Here is a 21798-nt window from a genome sequence, read left to right on the forward strand (position 1 = left end):
AAATAATTATTTACAATTTTTAGGTGTTGTAGCCTAATAAGAGAATTACAGTACCATGTGGGATAGTCTTAACGGACGACTATAAAGGTAACCTTGGCAGAGACAGTTAAATTTTGATATTTGATCATTCTGATAATCTGATTCAATACCTTCGAATACGATACTATTAAATGAAAAATTAGAAACGTAGTTCAGTAAATCTGAAATTAAAGAATGGTTGTTTATATGCCTATAGATGAACGTTTTATCTATTTTAACTCGATCCCATTTTAATAAATACAGCGCATTACTTGGTATATCTTCAGATGTGAAATCATCCAACCACAGTTCAAAGCCATGTTCTTTTATTATTGAGACAGATTTTTTTATATTGTCTGTCATCAAGGTTGAATTTTTGAAGTTTGTTACCTCGAGCGCAACTTTAACTTGACTTTTATTAATGATTAATCTTATGAATTCGATATCAGAAAGTAAATCAAATGGAATGTTAATTGATGCAACTATATTTTTACTATTTATTGCAACCTTTATATTATTTAATTCTTCAATTTGAATCATGATTAATGATTTTATAAATTCATTTGAAATGTCACTAAAAAAATCTTCAGCGTGAATAGTCCCATTCGAGCTGCTAATCAAATTGGTCAATACTTCAATTGCAATCACATTTCTACTTTTAGGTTGAACAATGGGTTGCGCTACAAGATAGAACTCAGCGGAGGAGTTATTGGTGTTGTTTTTCAATATGAATGAATTTTTATTTTTTATTTTTGTATAAAACATAAGAAACCTTGATGAAATTTGTTTTCATTTCTCTACGGGATCGTGAAGCTAAAGTTATAAAAATAATAATTAGTTAGTACTTTTCACGAGTAAGGTCATCTAAATTAAGGATATTATAAATGGAGCTAGATGATGAGGAGAATCATAGGTTAGATAGTGATTGAATCATACAGTAAAACTACTGCTTTGATTTGAGGCTGTAAAATAGGATTACAGCCTCAATTCTAATCGTGTGGTTAGATGTTATTTGTTACGGAAAACCTTGGTGACTTTATTTAATTCAATCACATCAGCAAAAGGAATATTTTGCTCAGGGAAGGCTGCTTGGACCTTACTTGTTAGTGGTTTTGAGAACGAACGGTAATTAATTTTAGCGACTACCGTGATTGGATAGCTGATACCTTCAGGTAGTTCAAATGATTCAACACGAGTTTCATCAGGAGAGATACGGGTATCCGATAGAATCTTCTCGACGCGCCAGAATTTAAGACCAACGGGTTCGCCGTGCATGTAACCAGACTTTTTAGCAAACACACGGCTGTCTTTTGGTAAGTAACCATCGTTTAACTGACCACTCACTAAGCGCTCTACGCCTTTACTATCCGTTACTACAAGATCAACCCATACTTGACGACGTGCGCCACCCGGCATTTTGTGACCTGTATTATGGTTTGTGATTTTCACATCAATAGTACGGCCATCTTCGCTGGTTTCAACGTCGAGCAGTAGGGCGTTACGTAAAATTTCACGGCTGAGTTTACCGTGTTCTTTCGAACGCATGTCAGAGAAGTAATAGTTACCACCAATAAAGTTATGCGCAATTAAGTTTGGTTTAATTGGTCCATTATCCGTGGCTTGTCCTGGTACCTTTTTATCAAAATCAGTCATATCCATACGCATGTGGCAATCAATGCAGGTTTTGTTCTGTTCTGGATTATCCGGTGCGTTAAATTTGGAGGCTTGCCATTCGCCATAGTTGTTATTCACATTGGCACCTTGACCGGGGGTGAATTCATTATGACAGGTCGCACAATATAATGAGCTCTTGTACAGCTCTGGGTTTGAATAGCTGTCTTTGTGCTGCTGTGGTGATGCATTTATCTGTGCTTCAGCAGCGAATTTTAGCACTGGGTTGTTAGAGAACTCAAACAGGTACTTAGCACGATCTTTTAAGTTAACCGTAAGGTCGGTATTACCGCCAGCGTCTTCCGCTTTGGTGATTCGATGACAGAAAACACAACTGGTGCCAGTTTCATCAACAGGTAGACCTTCTTTTAGTGCATCACGTAGGCTCTGCCCTTCTTTTTCATACATGTTGTTAAGATGAGTCAAGGGTGCTTTATTGTTGTTAAGTAAGGTTTGCGGTGCATGACAGCCACGGCATAAATTTCTAAATGGTTCACCTTCTGATTCTGCGGCTAAGTTTTCTTGGAAACGGTAATAAGGGCTATCCATGTGCATCCCATGGTTAGAGTCAGCCCACTGTTTGTAGAGGGTGCTATGGCATGATTCACAACTTGCTGAATTTAACCATTCAGATTTGTGAGTGAACTTGCGTTCGTCATCAAAACGTAACCAGGTTGATAGATAAGGTAAGTTTTCTTTCGTTGTCACGTACATGTTTAATGCTGACATTAAGCGTACGATCTCTGCAGACGGTGATTTAGGATCAACTTTAGGTAGTTCTGGTTTTTTCGGGTCGGTCCCCATACCACCTTGGGTTTTTTGAATCATATCTATATAGGCTTCGATAGGGTCGCCAGCGATCATGGTTGCCAAACCTACATGTCCCGTCATGGCATTTTCTTTAACGTCTTTGGTACCGTCGGCTAATAAGTATTTGTTAGTGAAGTTAAACCCGTCAAGGTGGCAAGAGTTACAGCTCATCCAATAATCACCTGCCATGGCGCTGTTTTCAAATTTATCACTATTTGCAAGATTAAAGAGGGTTTTACCCAAGCGTAGTTCTGGTGCAATGGGATCTTGACTAATTAACTGGGAAAACTGGGCATTAGCCAGTTTAACTTTAGCAAACGGACCTTTACCACTCACATCAAAACTCACTAAGTCGTGAGACATGGCGTTTTGGACATAGAGTGTACCGTCTTTTTCAATCAGGCTACGCGGATTAGTGCCGGGAATATGACGATAAATTTGTGTCGCTTTCACACCGCCTTGTAATTTGGTACGGCGATGGCGTTTAGGTTTTTTACCTATTTTACCTTGCCGAGATAAATCAAACACGAGCAGGTCTTCTGAACCAGAGAGAGTAATAAATACTTTTTTGCCGTCTTCACGGAACGCCACGTCATGTGGGTTAGACACAATACGCGTGGTATTGTTGTTCTCAATGATGTTTATTTGTTTGAATAATTGTTTACGTTTATCGACTAGTTCTTTTTCTTTACCTGGTGTTAGATCAAGTAACGAAATCGTTGGGAAGACGGTCGATTGAAAATGAAAGTCTTGTGTAAATGACCACAGTACATGGGGTAACCAAGCTTGTGTGCCATCTGGAGAGATCGCAATGTTATCTAATACACGCGGTTTACCTTGTGGTGTTGCACGAGAGCTATGTTCTGGGGTATCGGCAAGTTGAATGATTTTGTTTAATTCGAGGTTTGGTGTGCGCGTATTATAGATGGACACTTGGCCGGTCATGCTGTGAGTAACAAATAAACGCCCATCACCTGCTAATGCAAGACCACGCGGTGTATCTGCTGTTTGTGTTGTTGCGGTTATTTTACCGTCGGTTGAAACGGTTATTAGCTGTTTCGCTTCAAACAATGTGACGTAGTATTGTTTATTATATCCATCATAAACAATACCAAACGGGCGATAGCCTGTTTTGATTGTTTTAATGAGTTTCAGGCTTTTAGCATCAATGAGGTACAGTTGATCGGCAAGATAATCACTGACTAATAATTGATTATTTATTGGGTCTAATGCAAGTCGACGTAGGTCTTTACCGAGGGCTTGTTCAGCCATTAGCTTGCCGCTTTCTGCGTTAATAAGACTGACGCTACCAGCGTCCATGTTTGCACTAATAAACTGCGTACCATCTATAGATAGTAATAAGCTGTTACTTTTTGTATTTGAATAAGTAGTGCTAGCATAAAGCGAGTGGCTTGCTAAAAGTAACAAGGCGAACATTAATTTAGGAAAAATATTTATATTCATATTCATAGATCTACGGCATCTTGGTGGGGGAAAGGTGGCATTACGATTAAGAATGGTTATCATTATATCGCGTTGAAATCATAGTGCAATATTTGTAGCTATGATCGCGGATTTAAATGATTCAGATCAAAGTAATATAAGTATAAATTTCGTTCGCCAAGAAAGCGGCCTTTAAATAATGCCACTAAATCGTCATTTACGCGTTTATCAGTACCTAGTTTATTACTGCTTAGTCGCCAGTAGCCTTGCTGTTGGGCTTGATAATTACTACTGCTCTGATAATGACGGTCTAAGATGACATGTTGTGGTAGGTTATGCCGTAAATTATCAATATTATAATTACTGATGATAATTTGCTGATTATCTATTGTGTTAAAGAACTGAGTCGCTTGTAATACTGGGGCATTTTGTTGTTGGGTGAATTGTTTGATACTGTGATAACCCAGTGTCACGAGTAAGGTAATACTTAATATATATAGAGCGGGTCGAATACGCTGCGTTTGGTAAACGTGTTCCAAGAGTTGCGCGCAGATAATCGGTAGTAATAAACTAAAAACAGCTAAGTGACGGATATTCTCTGGATTCTGGCCTCGGATGATCCAGGCAAACCAACAGCACACGAGAATACTTAATCCACGGGTTTTTGGTAGATATAAACCAATGGTAAGCATCGAAGTTAATAATATTACCCCGAGAGTGGAGTAGGTATTCGTTAATGTCGTCAGCCACTGGATCAGTCGTGAATCTGTTGTACTTGTAGTATTACCCCAAATAGTAAAGTGACCTTGGGTGAATCGCTGTCCTTCCTCTATATAGGCCCAACCGTCTTGCATGAATACGTAGAGCGCACAAATGATGCCTACCAGGGTGATGCTTAATATCTGCCAACCGAGTCGTTTGTAGTTTGAGTATCGTTGGCTGTTGTAACAGAGAGCGAGCAGGAGCGCGCAGGCGACTAAGGGTAAATAAGAAGGCCGGGTTGCTAGGCATGCAGCCAGTAATAATCCGCTGATAATAGCGCTGAATGTTTGACTTTGTAAAAGAGGCTGTAATACACGGTGTAATTTAGTCTTTAATAAAAGGTTTGAGCCGAGCGGTAAATGAAAACGGGTTAATAATAAATATAAGCTAAAGAACCACAGAGCGGAAGCGTCTGATAAACCGTTTAAGGCTAATTCTGCAATGTTACCTTGCAGTAAAAAAAGTACAACTGCGAATAATGCAAATGACTTTATTCGCATACGTTGATAGCAATACACAAAAACAATGCAGGTTAACGCTATTGCAGAAAGGAAACTGAGTAAGACATTACTGTTGGGATGTGAACTTATCGCACTGATAAGTCGTTCTAGCCAAACAAAACCAGGGTAACCGGGAAAGTGAGGGCTAAATTCTAATACTGAAAAGTGGCTAAGCGCACGCTGAAAATAAAGCGCATCATCACTGCTAATATCAAAGCTATAATAATTGAGTAGGCCAAAATAGCCTGCAATGCAGGCTATTAAGCTAATACTAACGATTAAACCAGGGTGCCAAGGTTTATTACTTTGTTGGAGCATCAGGCAATGTAAATTGTAATGCAGCTTGTAAATTAGTGCGGTATTTAATGTAGCGCGTTACATCTGCAGGCTTTTGACCTACACCAAATACACCTGGATTACCAATCGACGCAAGGGCACCGCGAATGGCAATATCGGCCTGTTGACGATTATCAGCGGTTAAATCGGCAGCAAGTAAATCAATAAATAATTTACTTTTCACCACTAAGACTTTAGCCACTTGGTAGTCATTAATGTTTTGCTCTGCACCGTTGAGACGACGCATAACTTCTGCTTTTATCGTGGTGATTAATGCTGTGGTTACACCTTGTTGATCTTTATTGGTGATTGCTGTTTGCATTTGTTGATCGACAGCGAGCCCATGGTGTTCGTTGAAATAAACGAATTCTTTCTGCATCGAATCATAGGCAGTTTGTACTGCAGTATAATCATTTGCCGATAACGCTTTTAACAAGGCTTCTCGACCCTCAATTAATGGCTCTTTACCTGCGGCAGCATAAGAATAAGCAAAGCTTTGCGCACTAAATAATAATACGAATAAGCTTAAGATAAATGATTTTACCGTAATTCTATTGATTGTTTTAAGCGACATTTTTTTCCTCTGGCGTTTTTTTATCATCCATAATGCTTTGTACTTCAATCACTGTTTTTTCGTTACGGTGATCAAAGATCTGGCGACGATTATCTTCACCCTTAATAATACCTTCTGCCGCCATTAAGCCCATTTCCATTGCTGTATCGGTGAAGATGTAACGGAAAGTACCTTGGCGACCAGTCATCACTAAATTATCAAATTGGTGAAGGTGCGTAATTGCGGCTTCGCGTTTGGCGTTATAACTCACGTCCATCATTGGATAAGCGTATTCGGTGTAAGTGGTAAAAAACTCACCGGTACTTACATCTGGCACTCCTAGGTGATTAAGATCTTGTTTTACGCGTTTTAATAGTTTGTCGTTGTCCATGTGCCAAACATCGTCATCTTTATTACACGGGATCTCGATCATCACCGATGTTTGTCCTTTGGGTGCCATGAATGGCGAACGACGACGTGGTTCTTGCAAACGCGTACCGATTAACTCTGGATCAGACAGGTACTGCCAAGTATTTTGTGACACGTTTTCTGTTGCCATAGGCATGTTGAAGAAGCGCAATGAACGATAAGTTAGGCCAGAATCAAATCCTGTTAAAGTACAAACCACAGGTAAAGGAATAGTGCCGACAACGTGATCACAGTTAATTGAGTGTGTCTCACCGTTAAGTTCATAAGTGACGGCATCAATTCTACGATTATTTTTAAGCGCATTTCGACCTTGTTCTAATGCGGTGATGTTAGCGCCTCGAACAATCGTTACTCCTTGTTCTTGCAGTCTTTCTGCAAGTTTGGTGTACATTTGGCCAAAGCCGAGTTTAGGATAACGGTATTTTTTAGCGTAAGTACGCGGTGTTGCGCCACGCGTTGGTATTAAACGTCGAGCAACATCTTTTAAATCTAGCAAACTAATGCGTTGCGATGCCCAGTCGGCTGATAATTGACGTGGGTCGATACCCCATAGTTTACCGGTGTAACCTTCAAAAAAGTTTTTGTATAAGGTGGTACCGAAGCGCGTTTCAATCCATTCTGCAAAGTTACTGGTACTTTGTTCACTTGGGCGTTTTTGGAAGGGTAATTTGAATACCAAGTCTACAGCCGCACCAGCTAATAAACTTAACGGTGCATTACGTAATAAGTTGCCAATTGCAAGCGGGTAGTTGTAGGTACGTCCTTTAAAACGGATCACACTGGTACGCTCTGCATACAGCAAATCGTCACTCATTAAGTCATCGATAAACTGTAATAGTTTCGGGTTTTTAGTAATAAAGCGATGGCCACCATAGTCAAAGCGGTATTCACCTTTTTCACCTTGGAAGGTTTGCGTTGCGCACATGCCGCCAACAAACTCTTCACGTTCTAGGATAGTTACTTGGTAACCAGCTTGATTAAATTCCCATGCGGCCATTAGTCCGGCTGGACCAGCACCTAAAATTACAATTTCTTTCGACATTATTTACTCAATGATTAATATGCTTTTTATTCTTACATGGCGAACATAAAGAGATTGTATTTATGTTCGCCACTCATTTTATTGTTTAAAACTAAGTTGTGGCTGTTTTAGCTGGCGCTTGGTATCCACGATGCCAAAACACAGTGAATATCGCTAAATAAGCGAACCAAATAACAAGCGGTAATAAATTCGGTGATGAATTATAGCCAAATAAAGCACGCAAGAAAGTACCAAATACGCCTTGGTCATCAAGGATATGGCTAATATCAAACACGGCAGTCTGGAAGACCGGTAATACATCTGCGCTTTGTAACATGTTACTTGCCGAAGACAATAGACCTGCGGCAATAATGATAATCAGCAAGCTTGTCCATTTAAAGAATGCTTGTAGTGGCACTTTGCGGCTACCACGCATCAGTACGACAACCAATACCAGCGATGCGATTAAGCCTGCGCCAGCACCGATCAACCCATCTTGTAGTGAGAAATCACCTTGACCTGAATACATTAACGCCGAGAAAAATAGTACGGTTTCAAATCCTTCGCGCATTACTGCAAGGAAAGCTAAAAAGATTAAACCAAAGACATTACCTGTGGTTAAGATCTCGCGAATGTTTTCTTGCATGTTAGAGACTTGGGTTTTGGCTTGGCGTTGCATCCAAATGGCCATGTAGGTGAGTACCAAGGTCGCGAAGCCTAAAATACCCGCCATTAATAAATTACGATATTCATGCGAGTCGAACTGATCGACAACGAACTGGAAAATGAAAGCGACAATTAATGAGGCAATTAAACCGAGCGCAACACCTAGATAGATAAGTTTGTTATGTTTTGATTGGCCAAGCTTTGCTAAGTAAGAAAGTATAATGCCAACGAGTAGGAAGGCTTCAAGTCCTTCACGAAAAGTGATTAAAAAACTGGCAAACATATTAAGACTTCCTAAAGAATTTGATTACAGTCCAGCGCCAAGCGTGGCGAAGAACAAGCGGGGCAAGTAGCCATGAGCTGTAAAAATGAACATCTTGCATGAGTATACTGAAATTATTACCCGTGTTACCCCAAAAAGTAAGATAGACACCGGTAAGAGTACAAACAATGAGCAAATATTCGATAATGGTACCGGTTTGACGTAAGAATTTCTTTTTACTGTTTTGAATAAGGTTTCGGTGAGAGAGCCAGAAACTACCAACAAAAACAGGGAAGATACTGATACCTGCAAGCATATGCATCAGCAATACAGTACGTTCTATTTGCCATGGAATAGTAATAAATGGCCACAGTAAAAGTCCTGACAGGAACATCAAATATAATATCGTTTCGGCTTTCTTATGATGAAAAGCGAGACGTTTAAAATGACACTGTAAACGTGACCAGATATTATCACCGATTGGGGTTGCTACTTGAACTGACATGATAAAACCTTATTCATATCGACGTAATGAAAACGCAAAAAGGGCTGAGTTAATTCTCATCCCTTTTTACAACTTTTATTTTAATTTCGCAACACTTTCATTAGTCAATACATGTTAATTAACAATTGTGTTGCGAGATGGCGTTCATTGCCAAAAGGGTTAGACTAGTTTGCACTAACCGATACTTTTGCTGCCATTGTTTGTGCTGTACCGTATTTACCGCCGGCACCTGTTATTTGGTGTACACCGTCATTATCTGAATCGGTAGTTGTACTGTTTTCCAACATATTTTCACCTGAATCACCAATCCATTCAGCTAATTGTTGGCCACCATTTACTACTTTCTTGAACCAAGCTGTATAACGCTCTGTTAAGTGTTGTAGTTCTAGTGCTGGAACATGTTCGCCTTCTTCATTTGCAAGGTGAAGTATAGTTTCACGTAAACCACCCGATATTGCCGCAGCAGTTAACGGTGTGTGGATTGTTGCTTTACCTGGCGTTTGTGCCCAAGTACCTAACTCTGAATCAAACATGTTTTTTTCTACCGCTAGGAAGATAGAACGTGCAGCTTGTTTGTAAGTGTCATCTTGTGTTGCAAGGTAAGCAGCAACTAAACCACGGATTGCAGCAAATTGTGCATCAAGTGATTGGTTTTTATCTACTGATTTACCAACTGTTGCGCCATCGTATACTAGACCGTTTTTCGCAACTAGTGTATTAACGATGTAATTTGCTTGTGCTTTTATTAGACTTAGTGCTTGTTTACCTTGAGGTGTTTCTAGGTCAACATCACCGCCGTCTGCAGCTGCATAACCAACAGGTAGTGCATCTTGTGAGCGTTGGTAAATAGATAGTGCTACGATGCTGTATGCAGCGTCAAATGTCTCAACTTTTGCATTTTGTTTGCCATCGTATTTAGTTACAAACGTACCAGCTTTCTTATTAAAGTGTAGATTTTCTAAATTTTGGAACGATAGGTTAGCAATGTTACTTGCAAGAGAAAATGCATCGTCAGCAGCTACATTGTTGCTTGTTTTACCATCGATATTTTGTTTCGGTGCTGCAGCAAATGGCTTGCCATCAAATACAGCTTTAAATGCTGGATTCTGTGCAGTATTCGCTGTGCGTTGGTCAGTAAATGCATAGAATTCACTTACAGGCCATAATAACATCCAAGTATCACGTAGTGATGATGAACCATCTGTAACTGTTAATTTACCGATGTTATTTACGTTGTTCTTTTGTGTTTCTTTAACTGCTACTTTGTGTGCAAACCAGATTGGGTTTTTAGATGCATCGTAGTTAGGACCGAATTTAACACCTAAGTTTTTACCGTCAAAGCCAAGCTGTTCTTGAAGGATGAGTAGTTTATCGATTGACATTTCAGTTAATATCATGCCGTTGAAACCATCGGCAGCAGATACACCAAGACTGTGTTTACCGTCTTGATCCATTGTGCTTGATGTTGCTTCAACTTCTTCATCTGTTGCTGTAACGTGCATGCCACCTAAGAAATCTTGTGACCACATGACTTCTTTAAGGAAAATGCTGCCGATTGCACCTGGGTTTAAGGCTTTATCGAAACTTGCGCTGTCCCACGCTAGTGTTTTGTAATCACGGAAGTATGCTGGAGTAATTGTTTTATGGGTTGCTGCGACACCTGTTGCAGATAACACTTCAATTTCTTCACCACCCACTTTTGTTATATCTACTTTACCTACAAATTCAGGGTTACCTGAAACGTATGGTACCGAAATAGGATACATGTTTAATGGAATCTCTTCACTTGGGAAGCCTACTGCGTCAGCAAGTGAGATGAAGCGTTTACCTAAGTCAGCAAGAGAGCCGCCACGCGCTTGGTTAACGGGACCATTAACTAGGTGAGGACCCATAGTAGACTGGTAGTTTAACGCGTACATCGCTTCTTCTGAATACTCGTAGCTTTCAATACCCGCTGCGTAATCGAATGCAGTTGGTTGATCAACTTGGTTCGGGTCTAAAACATCAAGGTCTAAACCGAGAGCTTCAGCAAGTGGTTCACCTGATAATTCAAATTCTGTATATGCAAGAAAGTTTGCAGCAGGAGAAAGGGTTTTATCAAGTACTTTTACATTTGCAGCATGTGATGCAAATGAAGCAGTAAGTAACGCTGAAGAGATGGCAAAGCAAAGGGCAGATTTTTTCACAACAAATCCTTTTTATTTTTATATATAGGCTACATTATTTTAAAAATAGACTATGTCTTAATGAGAATAGTTCGTATTATCCATATAAATATACCAAATGCAACTCTAATTGATAATAATTACTATTTATAATGATCTAGAGCAATCTGTTTTAAACTCGCGTAATAGTTGAACAAACTCTGTGGGTGCGCGATCGAGATCATCGTTCGGGAAGTAAATATCATAACCAAGCGTATTATGGAGGTACTGCATTCGGTTAATAAACATGGCTTGTAGTCCTCGATAATTATGGGTTACTTTTACGTCTGGATAAAGCATATTATCGGCATTGCCATAGAGGGGCGAGTTGGGTGCTGTGAGCATGATAAGGGCTCTTTGCTCTAATAACATGTGAGATAAAGTGGGTAGGGACGCGCTATTGATAAGATGCTCTCGGTGTTTGAGGCGGATACCTATGTAGGGTAATTCTTTTAACTCTAATCCCTCATTTATCTTTGGTATATCGATTCGTTGTATATCTTCCCAAAGGATAGTAAAACCACCTCGTGAGGTGAAATAATGAATCCCTTCTTTTGTCAGTGAGAAACGGTAATATAGGTCATTAATTTTCACGATGCCGACAATTAACAAACATATGCCAATAATAAGCGCCCCTGCTGCCAGAGGAAAATAGAGGTAATTGCCTGTGTCTGCGGATGTAGTTAACAACGAAATAATACTGCTGAAAATTAACAGGGCTGCAATAATCGTCACTGTTATGCCATTACGTTTTGCGATAGGCCGTATTAACATGAGGTTCCTCCTCGCTAAACGCTATTATTTGTTTTCTATAGGTAATAATAGCTCAAATATAACGCCTTTATCACCCGATAAGTTTTTTGCATTTATGTTGCCGTGATGGAAGTCGCTAATTAGCTTGACAATATGTAAACCCAAACCTAGATGTGGTGTCTCAGATTGTTGGCGTATGGATACCATAGAATCAAATAGCTGCGAGATATTATCGCTACTAAAATGTGGACCTTGATTTTCAATCGTTAATTTTAGTTGTTTATCTTGTTTGGTTAGGGTAAATACAATAGCGTCATTGACTGGCGCGAAGTCAACGGCATTACTGATGAGTTTATCGAGTAATTGTACGATGAGTTCGGGTGCTAAATTGATGGCATACTCAAGGCTATTATCATACTTTAAGTGAAACTGATGGCGGTTATAAATCTGTCGATAAGCTTCGGTTAACTCTTCTAACATATCGTCTAATGGGACGATTTGCCATTGCGCATATTCTAAACTCTGTTCCAACCTATTCGCTTCACTTAGGGCATTTAATGTCTGGCTTAAACGGTTAGTACCTTGCATTGCGCGAGTGAGATATTTCGTTGCTTCTGGATCTAAATTTGATAGTTCCATATTTTCGAGTGATGTTCGAATAACGGCAACAGGTGTTTTCAATTCGTGAGAAAGCTTATCTGCCAATGTGGCCAGATAGTCAGTGTACTTACCTTGATTAATAGTCAGTTGTTGCATCACTCGGGATAAATCGCCCAATTCATCAGGGAGGCGACTGGCGGCTGGCACTGCCATTATTTTACCGTCGCTATCGATTGCTGCGCGGTAGTGTTTCTTCATTTGAACAATACGCCAAGACAAAGACGAGGCAAATGCAAATAAGCCAGTCACAATAACGGCGATGATAGTAAACAGTAATATCAATAACTGGTTTAACGCGTCGCTGGCAGAGAGTAAACTTTGTCGTGAATCTTGTACTGCAACAACATAGAATTGTTGGCCATTAACGATAATCACTTTACTATTAAGTTGTTTATTAATCGGTGAGTCTTGATACCAAGCTGTTTGTTCTAATTGCTGTGGTGATCTCCAGCGGCCTAGACTAGTTGGTTCTCGCCAATAAGGTAAGGGATCTGAAGTGAACAACTTATTGTAGATGGTGTGCATTAACCAAGATGGTTCTTCTTGGATATCGTCATTTTCTAAACTATCGCCTGTTACTTGCTCTGCATTTAGTTGTCCAACCAACCAATATTGACTATTGAGTAGGTATAAACTGAGACCCGGTTGTATATAGTTAGCGAGTTGCTGATTTAATGCCCACTGTTCACGGACTAAACTACGCTCGTACGTTGTCGCTGCTTTCGATTTAAAGTGTTGATTTTGTTGTTGGTCATTAAGCACGAGATCAAACCCAATCGCATTGCTTGCTAGGTTAATCGGTATTGCGATTTCAATATTATAATGACCATCTCGCCATAACCATGTACCCGCATCTCGACTTGTTTTCATCGTTTGACTCATATTATGCATTTCTACCCGGCCAGAGCCTTGCGGATTGATCTGCCAACGTGAAATAAGCCCGGTATTATTGATACTGCGAATATTGAGCTGGTCAGCGATTTTTTTTGGTTGCATAGGGTTAAAATAATGCGGTGTTAGAGCGGAGGTCTGAATTAAGATGTAGAGTAATTTATCATTTGCAGCTAATTTAAATTTAACTGTTGTGGATGGTTTGGCTTCTGTTGATAGCCCAGCTACATAATTATAGGTATTAAGTTGAAACCAAGGTGTGGTTATATTTTCCCAATCACTTTCTTCTCCATCAAACCCATCTAATAACATTTTACTGTCAGTGAGCGGGGCGTAATAGTTGCCTTGGTTGGTATTAAGGTTAGGGTATTGTGATTGATTAAGTTTACGTTCTATTTGCTGTGCGGCGGCGGTCATTTTTACATCAAGTAACTGACTATGACTTTGACGTAAACTCGTTTCTAAAACACTCACGCTTTGGCAGCCCGCCCATGGTAGTAATAGCATTAAGCTGGCAACAAGTAGCAGTTGAGTTTTTAGACTAAAGTGAATTATCACTCCATGACCCATCGATAACCCATACCATAAGCTGTTTTTATGGCGTTGAATTCGCTATCGATGTGGCTAAATTTCTTACGTATACGTTTGATGTGCGTTGTGATCGTATTGTTATCTAATACCACATGTGCAGCATCCATGAGCTGGTCTCGGTTTTTAACTTGGCCAGGGTGCTTAGCAAGTGTGTGCACAATCCAAAATTCGGTTAAAGTGAGTATCACAGGCTGCTCTTGCCAGTAAGTTTCAATACGTTCAATATTGATGCGTAATGAACCTCTACTGAGTACTTGTTCATCTGCGGATTGTGGCTTTTTCAGTGCTTGAATACGACGAAATAATGCAGAAACGCGCGCTAATACTTGATGAATACTGACGTCTTTTGTTAAATAATCATCAGCACCAAGGCGTAATGCTGAGATCTCATCTAACTCGCTGCTACGCGCGGTTAAAAAGATAATTGGAAGCGTCTCAGATAATTGTCGTAATGTACGGCAGAGGTCAAAACCGCCTTCGTATTCATCTTGTAAACCGACATCGATAATTGCCATATCAGGTAACGCCAGGGTAAAAGCTGCGAGTGCGTCTTGGCGGTTATAAAAAAGTGAAACCCGATAGCCAATACGTTGCAACGCATCACGATAATTTTCTGCGATATTGATTTCATCTTCAACGAGGGCAATATGTAATTGTTGTTTTATCATTCGGACTAACTCATAAGTCGATAACAGGGAGGTAAGCTTCTATATAGTACTATGTTATCAAGGATAAAAATATTAATACAGCCTTTAGCAACCCTGTCGAGATTCATATTGCTTAAGCTTTTTAATAACAGGTCGATATGGCGGGAAGTGTTGATATTGGAGTATATGTTTGATTAAAAATAAAACCAACACAGCAGCACTTGCTATCACTGTGTTGGTTTTATATCGAAAAGAGTCGAGGCGTTAAGCTACGTCAGCTTGTCTTATCCAACGTAAATGGTTATTCCGTTTTCTCTCAACAATACCAAACGATAGAAACTCTTCGAAAGCGTGATCGATTTCTTCTATGCTGAGTTGTAGTATGTCTGCAATGTATTTTTTTGAGCATTTTAAATCTTGTTCTTGCGCTGCTTGTAAGATAGCAGAAGACCTTACTGACATTTGTTTTTCAATTAATAAGGACTGATCTTCTAATTGAGCTGGCGCTTCAATTTCAATATAGCTTTGCGTTGCTAAAAGACGTAAGTGCTCAGCTTTATCCGCTTTCTCTTGTTCTTTTTTACGGCTAATTGAATGGCGGAAACGCAGTTCCTCACCTATTAAACCAACAAAGAAAGCTGCAAAAATATCAAGTAATACCGATAAGAATATGACTAACCATGATTGTGCATCTTCTGTTGTCGTATTCAGAATTTTTGCAAGGCTTGCGATCAAACTGATAACAGACCCTTTTTCAGAGACCGGAACGCTATCACGCTCAATTCTAAGCTGTGTTTGCTTTTCACGTAGAACTTGATTTTCTTTCTGGATCCGAGTGACACCAAGCGAAATCATTTGTAGCTCTAGGTATTTATCTGCAGCTTTATTATTAAGTGCAATTTCATCGTCGATCGCGGATATTTGCAGAGTAATTGCATTTACTCTGTTATCGCGTTGATCAACATACTGTTGTGCCACATTGGTTGCACTGTTAATGCCGCCAATACTGCCACCTATCGAAATAATGGCAAGGATGCAATAGAATCCAAGTGCGATAAATGCGGCATGAAATGCTTTGCGAGCAATACGCTCACCAAATTCATACCAAGCAAAAAATTTACCGAGTTCGAAAATGACGGCCAAACTGCCGAATAAAATCTGCATGAGTAATTTATCGTGAATAGATAAAAAGAGTAGCAGTGAGAATATTACTGACGCAGTGATGGCTGCGCCAGTAAAGGCATACAGGCTGCATATGGCAAGTGTGCCTTTAGGGCGGCGTGTATATGTTAATGAAGAATCATGCATAACGTATCTTAAAGCAGAAAAGTGACTAATTTACCGGAATACTAACACGGCTAATTAGTAACAGATAACTACTTTTAGCTATTTTAAGAAACGGGCATATTTCGACCACTTTGTGAGGAGATTCTACTAAAATTGCCAGAATAATCCCAGGCTACCGACTACGTATTCTTTATGTGCGTCTTCTTCATAGTCTGGACTCATTGCCACGACACTAAATTTGATGCCGATATTGTGGTAATAAGCAAGTAAACCTCCGGCAACTGTTACTTGTACGTTATTTAACGTAATGTCCGGTACTTCATCAGGTGTATAACCTTCAATCGTAATATCGTTGAAACGATAACGAACTTCGGCCGTAGCATAAAGCATAATACCTGAGCTGTTTGGTGCCAGTAACATGCCTTGTAGTCGCTGAGGGTGTAGGCTTAGGTTATTATAGTTAGCGCCTAAATCTGGTCCCCATCGTACTGTCGAACCAAGTGCCACTTCACTTTGAAAATTACCTACGGCTAAGCGTTGATAAACTGACAAATCTGATTCACCAATAAGCATTTGCGGGCGGCCGACAAGTTGATCCGCCTCTGCTGTGAGTTGGTATACGACTTCATCTTCAATTTGATATTTCCAGCCTTCTGGTGGCGTTGCACCAATCCATTCATGAACCTTGGTTTGTGTATCACCTGCTTTTGACTGTTCTCCGACTGTTCCCAGTAGCAAAGAGAGTCGGTAAGAGCTGACGGCGCTATAGCCTAATACGCTAGCTTCACCAAATAATAGCCCTGCGTATGGGCGTTCATCTGGTTGTGGTGTCGTCGCCGAAATATCACTCGGTGTCCACATCTGTTGTCCAATTTGGTAATTAACGGCATATTTCAGTGGGTTTGGATCAAACGGCGTTAGCGCTTGCCAAAAGCGGTTATTTAATGCGGGTTCTTCAGTTGTATAATTGATGAAAACAGCATTGGTATAATTACCATCTTCATTTGAGATCACGTCATTATGCATGCCAAATAACCAGCCGCTTGCAAAGCTTGGGTTAACTTGGCTTAAAGTCAGTAAAATAATGCTGCATAACTTAAAACGCATGTGTTTTCCTTATTGTAATTATTGTAATTATTGTAATTATTGTCATTTTTATGTCGTTATTGATTGAAAATGTGAATAAATATTGGTTGAGCATTAATTATACCAGCATTGTGAGTTACGAGTTAATTTAATACTTGATTGGTGTGAGTCTAATGCGTTTTCATTACTTGGTTCTAGTTCTTGATACTTATTAGGTATGATTTTGGCTAAAAAAATTGCTTCGAATCAACATATAAAGACATACTAATGAGACAACAAGGATCGTTGTTTATTACTTCGCCCTAGTTACTGGTTTCTTTGATGGGGAATGAAATTGAAATCATTAATAAAATGCTGTGGTTTAATCACCTTCGGCCTCGTAACGTCGAGCGTTATGACAAATGTGAATGCTGAAATAAAAGTAAAGGGTAGTGCGAGCTTAGAGCAGCGTATTTTCCTCGATAGTCCTGAACAACCGACATATCCAGCGAATGATTACCCTTATCCTGTTTATCATCAAATATCAGCGGCTTTATCTCCGCATATAGAAGCGTCATCTAAAAAAAACAATATGGTATATACAGTACACCCCTTTGTTCGTATTGATGAACGTGATGATGAACGTTCACATATTGATTTGAGAGAGTTTAAAGCTGCGCTTGTCACTCAAAAGTGGGAAGCATCTATTGGTTTTGATCAAGTTCATTGGGGGGTGATGGAAAACCACCATTTAGTTGATATTGTGAATCAAACGGATTATCTCGAATCACCAAATGGAGAGGATAAGCTAGGTCAGCCTATGTTTAGGTTGGGTATAGACCTAAAAGGTGCGTTACTGGAAGCCATGCTGCTGGTGGGTTACCGAGAACCTGCCTTACCTACACTAGGCGCTCGTTTTAGTTTCGAGAATGATTATCGCTATGAATATGCGGGTTGGGGCGAAGAGTATCACCCAGATGTTGCATTACGCTACAGTAAAAGTGTTAACAATATTGATGTTGGTGTGAGTTATTTTGGTGGACATACACGTACCCCCGAATTGCGAAACTCAGCGGTGGGTGAGCCAATTTGGTATGTGAATTTAGTTGACCAGATATCAATAGATATTAAAGCTGATCTGAACCAGATTATTTTAAAAGGTGAAGTGCTATATAAGATCGTTGAAGGTAAATCTACGCGTGCTGCGGTATTAGGTGCGGAGTTTAGTTTATTACAAACTAAAAATATTGGTGTTAACTTACTGAGTGAATATAGCTGGGATCAACATGGTGAAAAAGCACTTGATAATAGTTTTCAAAATGACATATTTGCGGGTGTAAGAGTTACTTTGAATGGTTTAAATAATAGCGAATTACTTATTAGCCATAATTATGATTTTGACTTTGGCTCTCAGCATGGTTTTGTTCAGGCAAAAGTGAATGTGACGAAAGCACTTTCTGTTGGCGTTGAAGGTTGGTGGTTTAATATTAATGATGATGACTATGCGAATAAAAGCTATAACGATGACAACATGATCCAATTGACCGGTTATTATAACTTTTAATCGATATTAGTATTTACCTTTGCACTACTTACCTTAGCAATAGGGGATACTGTTAATTAGACATTTTTTCGGTTATTCTGAGCACTAAAAGATTAGTTAATCGTATAAAAGGATTTTAAATGTTTAAGATAAATCAGTACTTTGATGGTCAAGTTGCTTCTATTGGGTTTAAAGAAGCGGATAAAGAAGCCAGTGTTGGCGTGATGGCTGTCGGTGAGTATGAGTTTGGTACAGCCTTAGCGGAAGTGATGGTTGTGATTACTGGTGCGTTAACGGTGTTACTCTCTGGACAATCTGAGTGGCAAACATTCAATGCTGGAGAACAGTTTAATGTACCTAGCGACAGTAAGTTTCAAGTTAAAGTAGCGCAAGAAACTGCGTACCTTTGCCAATACGGTTAATGGACTTGTGAAAAAGGGAGAGTAAACGTCAAGTTCACTCTCCCTTTTTAGTATTAAATTAATTACTTAGCGTTATTTTTTGGTTTCGAATTGAATGCTGCAAGTTGTTCTTCAGTTGCTGGAAGCTGGTGATTTTCTTTCCATTCAGCATAAGTCATACCGTAGATGCGTTCTCTCGCTTGTTCATCTGTTACGTCTAGTTCCAGTTCATCTGCAGCAGATTTATACCATTTTCCTAAACAGTTTCGGCAAAAATCAGCCAAGATCATTAAATCAATATTTTGAACTTGTTTGTTATCATCTAAATGCGCTAATAAACGTTGTAATACTTTCGCGTCCAACTGATCTTGTTGAATTTGAGTTAATTCTGGTTTACTCATTATCAATTCCTTGTTATTTCGCTGACTTAATCAGGCCTGTAATATGGCAACTTAAAACGATAACTGCAACAGCTAAGTAAATAGAAGAGGCTAAAATTAACCACTGTGGCATTGTAAACGATAAGAACTGCCAGTTTATTTCATCACAAAAACCAGTTGGGTTAAACAACCCTGGAGCCCATTCATGGAGCGGTGCCCAAGTCGGGAAATTAGGGAAGAAGTCACACGTTGAAAATGGCGAAGGGTTCAGTTGAATGTCGGTATGCTCAATTGCGAGGCTTAAACTGTAACCTGCGCTGACAAACCATAATGTAAAACCGCTTAAGCGTATCACTGGATTCGCAGGGGCTATCGCACCCACTAAGCCCGCAATAATAATGCCTATTATTGCTACACGTTCATACACGCATAATACACAAGGGCTTAATTCCATCACGTATTGGAAGAAGAGGGCTGATGCTTCTAACCCCAAACCTGTTAGAGCGAGTAAAACCCAAGGAAGGCGTTGTTTTGGTAGGTTAGAAATAAACTGGTACATATATTGTCTCAAATGAATTTAATAACTATCTACTTTTATAACATATTGTGGCGCTAGATATGAGATGTAGAGTGTAAAAATGTGTAAAAATAAATGCTTATGTAAAGTGATTACATGTATAAAAAACGCCGCTAATTAGCGGCGTTTTTTATGCTTTAGCTAGACTAGTGGCCAGCTGATTTAACCGCTTCGGCTGCAGATTCTACATGGGCGGTAATTAACCCCATATCAAGCATCGTTGCTGTTGCTGGTTCTAATAAGTAGATAATGGCACCAAGACCAACTAACGTCATCACAATCGTATATGGTAATGCCATGATAACCATACGGCCATACGATAAGCGTAACAGTGGCGCTACTGCAGACGTTAATAAGAATAAGAATGCAGCTTGTCCATTTGGCGTTGCAACGGAAGGTAGGTTTGTACCTGTGTTAATTGCGACAGCAAGTAGGTCGAACTGATCTCGTGTGATAGTGCCGTTTACCAGAGCTGCTTTTACTTCGGTAATATAAACAGTACCAACAAATACGTTATCACTCACCATCGACAAGATACCATTCGCTAAGTAAAATAGCGGTAGTTGTTGATGTGGGTCTGCAGCTAGAACCGAATTAATTAGTGGAATGAACAGCTGTTGATCAATAATTACAGCAACAATCGTAAAGAATACCGCAAGTAATGCAGTAAAAGGCAATGCCTCTTCGAATGCTTTACCTAAAGCATGCTCTTCAGTAATCCCGTTAAATGCAGTAGCAAGAATGATGACAGATAAACCAATGAGGCCTACAGCAGCTAAGTGCATTGCTAGGCCTATGATTAACCAAACACCAATAGCCGCTTGCGTATAAAGTTTTACACGTTCACGTTGGCTGCGATTTGCATCTTCATGTTTATCAAAATCAACCAAAATAGTACGTACTGCTGCTGGTAATTCAGCACCGTAACCACATATTTTTAATTTCTCGACCAGAACACAAGTCAATAGACCAAAAAAGAATACAGGAACCGTTACGGGAGCCATACGTAGTGCAAACTCAAGAAAATCCCAACCTGCTTGCTCAGCAATAATTAGGTTTTGTGGTTCGCCTACCATAGTACATACACCACCAAGTGCAGTACCAACACCCGCATGCATCATAAGGCTACGTAAGAAAGCGCGATACTCATCAAGATCTTGACGTTTCAGCTCATTCACATTTGCATCGTCGGTATGATCATGGTCATGTTTAAAGTCACGGCCTGATGCTACTTTGTGGTAAATACTATAGAAGCCAATCGCGACACTGATCACAACTGCAATCACAGTCAGAGCATCTAAAAATGCAGAAAGGAAGGCTGAAACAACTGAAAATGATAAAGCCAGTAATGCTTTAGACTTGATGTTAATCAATAGCTTAGTGAAGACATATAACAATAATGACTTCATGAAATAGATACCAGCAACCATGAAGATTAATAATAATAATACTTCGATATTACTCACAAGTTCGTGCTGGACTTGTTCGGAAGATGTCATGCCAATGGCAACCGCTTCAATAGCAAGCAAGCCACCGGGTTGAAGAGGATAGCATTTTAGGGCCATTGCTAAAGTAAAAATAAATTCGATAACTAATAACCAACCAGCAATAAACGGGTCAATTGAAAAAACAATCGGGTTAATAATGAGGAATGCAATGATTGCAATTTTATACCACTGAGGTGAATTACCTAAGAAGTTTAATTTTGCCGCCGTACTAAGGCTTATGTCCATGAGGGCTTGTCCAATATTTTATTAAGATTAAGTTTAAGGGATTTAAAACGGGGATATTCTAAGCGTATTCCGTGTGGTGCGCCATACTTT

18 protein-coding genes are annotated in these 21798 nt (G+C 39.6%); 2 read left to right on the plus strand and 16 right to left on the minus strand.

Going from position 1 to position 21798, the window contains the following annotated elements:
- Nucleotides 1-45 precede the first annotated feature (45 nt).
- The 13 genes from HWV01_RS09400 to HWV01_RS09460 form a co-directional block, all read right to left on the minus strand.
- Nucleotides 46-783, minus strand: a complete 738-nt coding sequence (locus HWV01_RS09400) for an EAL domain-containing protein (protein ID WP_211675119.1) — start codon at nucleotides 781-783, stop codon at nucleotides 46-48.
- A 243-nt stretch (nucleotides 784-1026) separates the two neighbouring features.
- Nucleotides 1027-3963, minus strand: a complete 2937-nt coding sequence (locus tag HWV01_RS09405) for a multiheme c-type cytochrome (protein WP_211675120.1) — start codon at nucleotides 3961-3963, stop codon at nucleotides 1027-1029.
- A 98-nt stretch (nucleotides 3964-4061) separates the two neighbouring features.
- Complete coding sequence (locus tag HWV01_RS09410; protein ID WP_211675121.1) at nucleotides 4062-5522, minus strand: hypothetical protein; 1461 nt, start codon at nucleotides 5520-5522, stop codon at nucleotides 4062-4064.
- Nucleotides 5506-6114 (minus strand): hypothetical protein, encoded by a 609-nt coding sequence (locus tag HWV01_RS09415; RefSeq protein WP_211675122.1) that lies wholly within the window; start codon nucleotides 6112-6114, stop codon nucleotides 5506-5508. Before HWV01_RS09415 ends, HWV01_RS09410 begins: the two co-directional genes overlap by 17 nt.
- A complete protein-coding gene (locus HWV01_RS09420) occupies nucleotides 6104-7564 on the minus strand; it encodes an FAD-dependent oxidoreductase (protein ID WP_211675123.1) in 1461 nt (486 codons plus the stop codon). The genes HWV01_RS09415 and HWV01_RS09420 overlap by 11 nt, the downstream gene beginning before the upstream one ends.
- 91 nt (nucleotides 7565-7655) lie before the next feature.
- Nucleotides 7656-8492: an FTR1 family protein gene (locus HWV01_RS09425; protein WP_211675124.1), complete on the minus strand. Its 837-nt coding sequence runs from the start codon at nucleotides 8490-8492 to the stop codon at nucleotides 7656-7658.
- Nucleotide 8493: 1 nt separating this feature from the next.
- On the minus strand, nucleotides 8494-8976 hold the full coding sequence (locus HWV01_RS09430) for a hypothetical protein (RefSeq protein ID WP_211675125.1): 483 nt from the start codon (nucleotides 8974-8976) through the stop codon (nucleotides 8494-8496).
- A gap of 164 nt (nucleotides 8977-9140) precedes the next feature.
- The gene (locus HWV01_RS09435) at nucleotides 9141-11162 is read right to left on the minus strand and encodes a hypothetical protein (RefSeq protein ID WP_211675126.1); all 2022 of its coding nucleotides are present in this window, start codon (nucleotides 11160-11162) and stop codon (nucleotides 9141-9143) included.
- Between the two features lie 126 nt (nucleotides 11163-11288).
- Nucleotides 11289-11954 (minus strand): DUF2982 domain-containing protein, encoded by a 666-nt coding sequence (locus HWV01_RS09440; protein ID WP_211675127.1) that lies wholly within the window; start codon nucleotides 11952-11954, stop codon nucleotides 11289-11291.
- Between the two features lie 24 nt (nucleotides 11955-11978).
- The gene (locus tag HWV01_RS09445; protein ID WP_211675128.1) at nucleotides 11979-14042 is read right to left on the minus strand and encodes an ATP-binding protein; all 2064 of its coding nucleotides are present in this window, start codon (nucleotides 14040-14042) and stop codon (nucleotides 11979-11981) included.
- Complete coding sequence (gene pdsR, locus HWV01_RS09450; protein ID WP_211675129.1) at nucleotides 14039-14743, minus strand: proteobacterial dedicated sortase system response regulator; 705 nt, start codon at nucleotides 14741-14743, stop codon at nucleotides 14039-14041. Before pdsR ends, HWV01_RS09445 begins: the two co-directional genes overlap by 4 nt.
- A 243-nt stretch (nucleotides 14744-14986) precedes the next feature.
- On the minus strand, nucleotides 14987-16030 hold the full coding sequence (locus HWV01_RS09455) for a Preprotein translocase subunit SecY (protein WP_211675130.1): 1044 nt from the start codon (nucleotides 16028-16030) through the stop codon (nucleotides 14987-14989).
- A 126-nt stretch (nucleotides 16031-16156) separates the two neighbouring features.
- On the minus strand, nucleotides 16157-17116 hold the full coding sequence (locus HWV01_RS09460) for a lipid A deacylase LpxR family protein (RefSeq protein ID WP_211675131.1): 960 nt from the start codon (nucleotides 17114-17116) through the stop codon (nucleotides 16157-16159).
- 307 nt (nucleotides 17117-17423) lie between these two features.
- Between HWV01_RS09460 and HWV01_RS09465 the strand changes: the two genes are divergently transcribed.
- Together HWV01_RS09465 and HWV01_RS09470 are read left to right on the plus strand one after the other, a co-directional pair.
- Nucleotides 17424-18638, plus strand: a complete 1215-nt coding sequence (locus HWV01_RS09465; protein ID WP_249185504.1) for a hypothetical protein — start codon at nucleotides 17424-17426, stop codon at nucleotides 18636-18638.
- Between the two features lie 119 nt (nucleotides 18639-18757).
- Nucleotides 18758-19039: a pyrimidine/purine nucleoside phosphorylase gene (locus HWV01_RS09470; RefSeq protein WP_211675132.1), complete on the plus strand. Its 282-nt coding sequence runs from the start codon at nucleotides 18758-18760 to the stop codon at nucleotides 19037-19039.
- Nucleotides 19040-19101: 62 nt separating this feature from the next.
- Here the strand turns inward: HWV01_RS09470 and HWV01_RS09475 are convergent, their stop codons facing one another.
- The 3 genes from HWV01_RS09475 to nhaB all read right to left on the minus strand — a co-directional run bounded on the left by HWV01_RS09475 (nucleotide 19102) and on the right by nhaB (nucleotide 21708).
- Nucleotides 19102-19419, minus strand: coding sequence for a DUF1244 domain-containing protein (locus HWV01_RS09475; protein ID WP_211675133.1), 318 nt, complete (start codon nucleotides 19417-19419; stop codon nucleotides 19102-19104).
- 13 nt (nucleotides 19420-19432) lie between these two features.
- A complete protein-coding gene (gene dsbB, locus HWV01_RS09480; RefSeq protein WP_211675134.1) occupies nucleotides 19433-19957 on the minus strand; it encodes a disulfide bond formation protein DsbB in 525 nt (174 codons plus the stop codon).
- 164 nt (nucleotides 19958-20121) lie between these two features.
- Complete coding sequence (gene nhaB / locus HWV01_RS09485; protein ID WP_211675135.1) at nucleotides 20122-21708, minus strand: sodium/proton antiporter NhaB; 1587 nt, start codon at nucleotides 21706-21708, stop codon at nucleotides 20122-20124.
- Nucleotides 21709-21798 lie beyond the last annotated feature (90 nt).

Source organism: Moritella sp. 5 (assembly GCF_018219455.1).
Taxonomy (GTDB): domain Bacteria; phylum Pseudomonadota; class Gammaproteobacteria; order Enterobacterales; family Moritellaceae; genus Moritella.

Coding starts and splice junctions, on each gene's coding strand:
- HWV01_RS09475 (WP_211675133.1), bottom strand. CDS start 19,419: ATGAGTAAACCAGAATTAACTCAAATTCAACAAGATCAGTTGGACGCG.
- dsbB (WP_211675134.1), bottom strand. CDS start 19,957: ATGTACCAGTTTATTTCTAACCTACCAAAACAACGCCTTCCTTGGGTT.
- HWV01_RS09415 (WP_211675122.1), bottom strand. CDS start 6,114: ATGTCGCTTAAAACAATCAATAGAATTACGGTAAAATCATTTATCTTA.
- HWV01_RS09460 (WP_211675131.1), bottom strand. CDS start 17,116: ATGCGTTTTAAGTTATGCAGCATTATTTTACTGACTTTAAGCCAAGTT.
- pdsR (WP_211675129.1), bottom strand. CDS start 14,743: ATGATAAAACAACAATTACATATTGCCCTCGTTGAAGATGAAATCAAT.
- HWV01_RS09405 (WP_211675120.1), bottom strand. CDS start 3,963: ATGAATATAAATATTTTTCCTAAATTAATGTTCGCCTTGTTACTTTTA.
- HWV01_RS09425 (WP_211675124.1), bottom strand. CDS start 8,492: ATGTTTGCCAGTTTTTTAATCACTTTTCGTGAAGGACTTGAAGCCTTC.
- HWV01_RS09430 (WP_211675125.1), bottom strand. CDS start 8,976: ATGTCAGTTCAAGTAGCAACCCCAATCGGTGATAATATCTGGTCACGT.
- HWV01_RS09400 (WP_211675119.1), bottom strand. CDS start 783: ATGTTTTATACAAAAATAAAAAATAAAAATTCATTCATATTGAAAAAC.
- HWV01_RS09420 (WP_211675123.1), bottom strand. CDS start 7,564: ATGTCGAAAGAAATTGTAATTTTAGGTGCTGGTCCAGCCGGACTAATG.
- nhaB (WP_211675135.1), bottom strand. CDS start 21,708: ATGGACATAAGCCTTAGTACGGCGGCAAAATTAAACTTCTTAGGTAAT.
- HWV01_RS09455 (WP_211675130.1), bottom strand. CDS start 16,030: ATGCATGATTCTTCATTAACATATACACGCCGCCCTAAAGGCACACTT.
- HWV01_RS09440 (WP_211675127.1), bottom strand. CDS start 11,954: ATGTTAATACGGCCTATCGCAAAACGTAATGGCATAACAGTGACGATT.
- HWV01_RS09410 (WP_211675121.1), bottom strand. CDS start 5,522: ATGCTCCAACAAAGTAATAAACCTTGGCACCCTGGTTTAATCGTTAGT.
- HWV01_RS09470 (WP_211675132.1), top strand. CDS start 18,758: ATGTTTAAGATAAATCAGTACTTTGATGGTCAAGTTGCTTCTATTGGG.
- HWV01_RS09465 (WP_249185504.1), top strand. CDS start 17,424: ATGAAATTGAAATCATTAATAAAATGCTGTGGTTTAATCACCTTCGGC.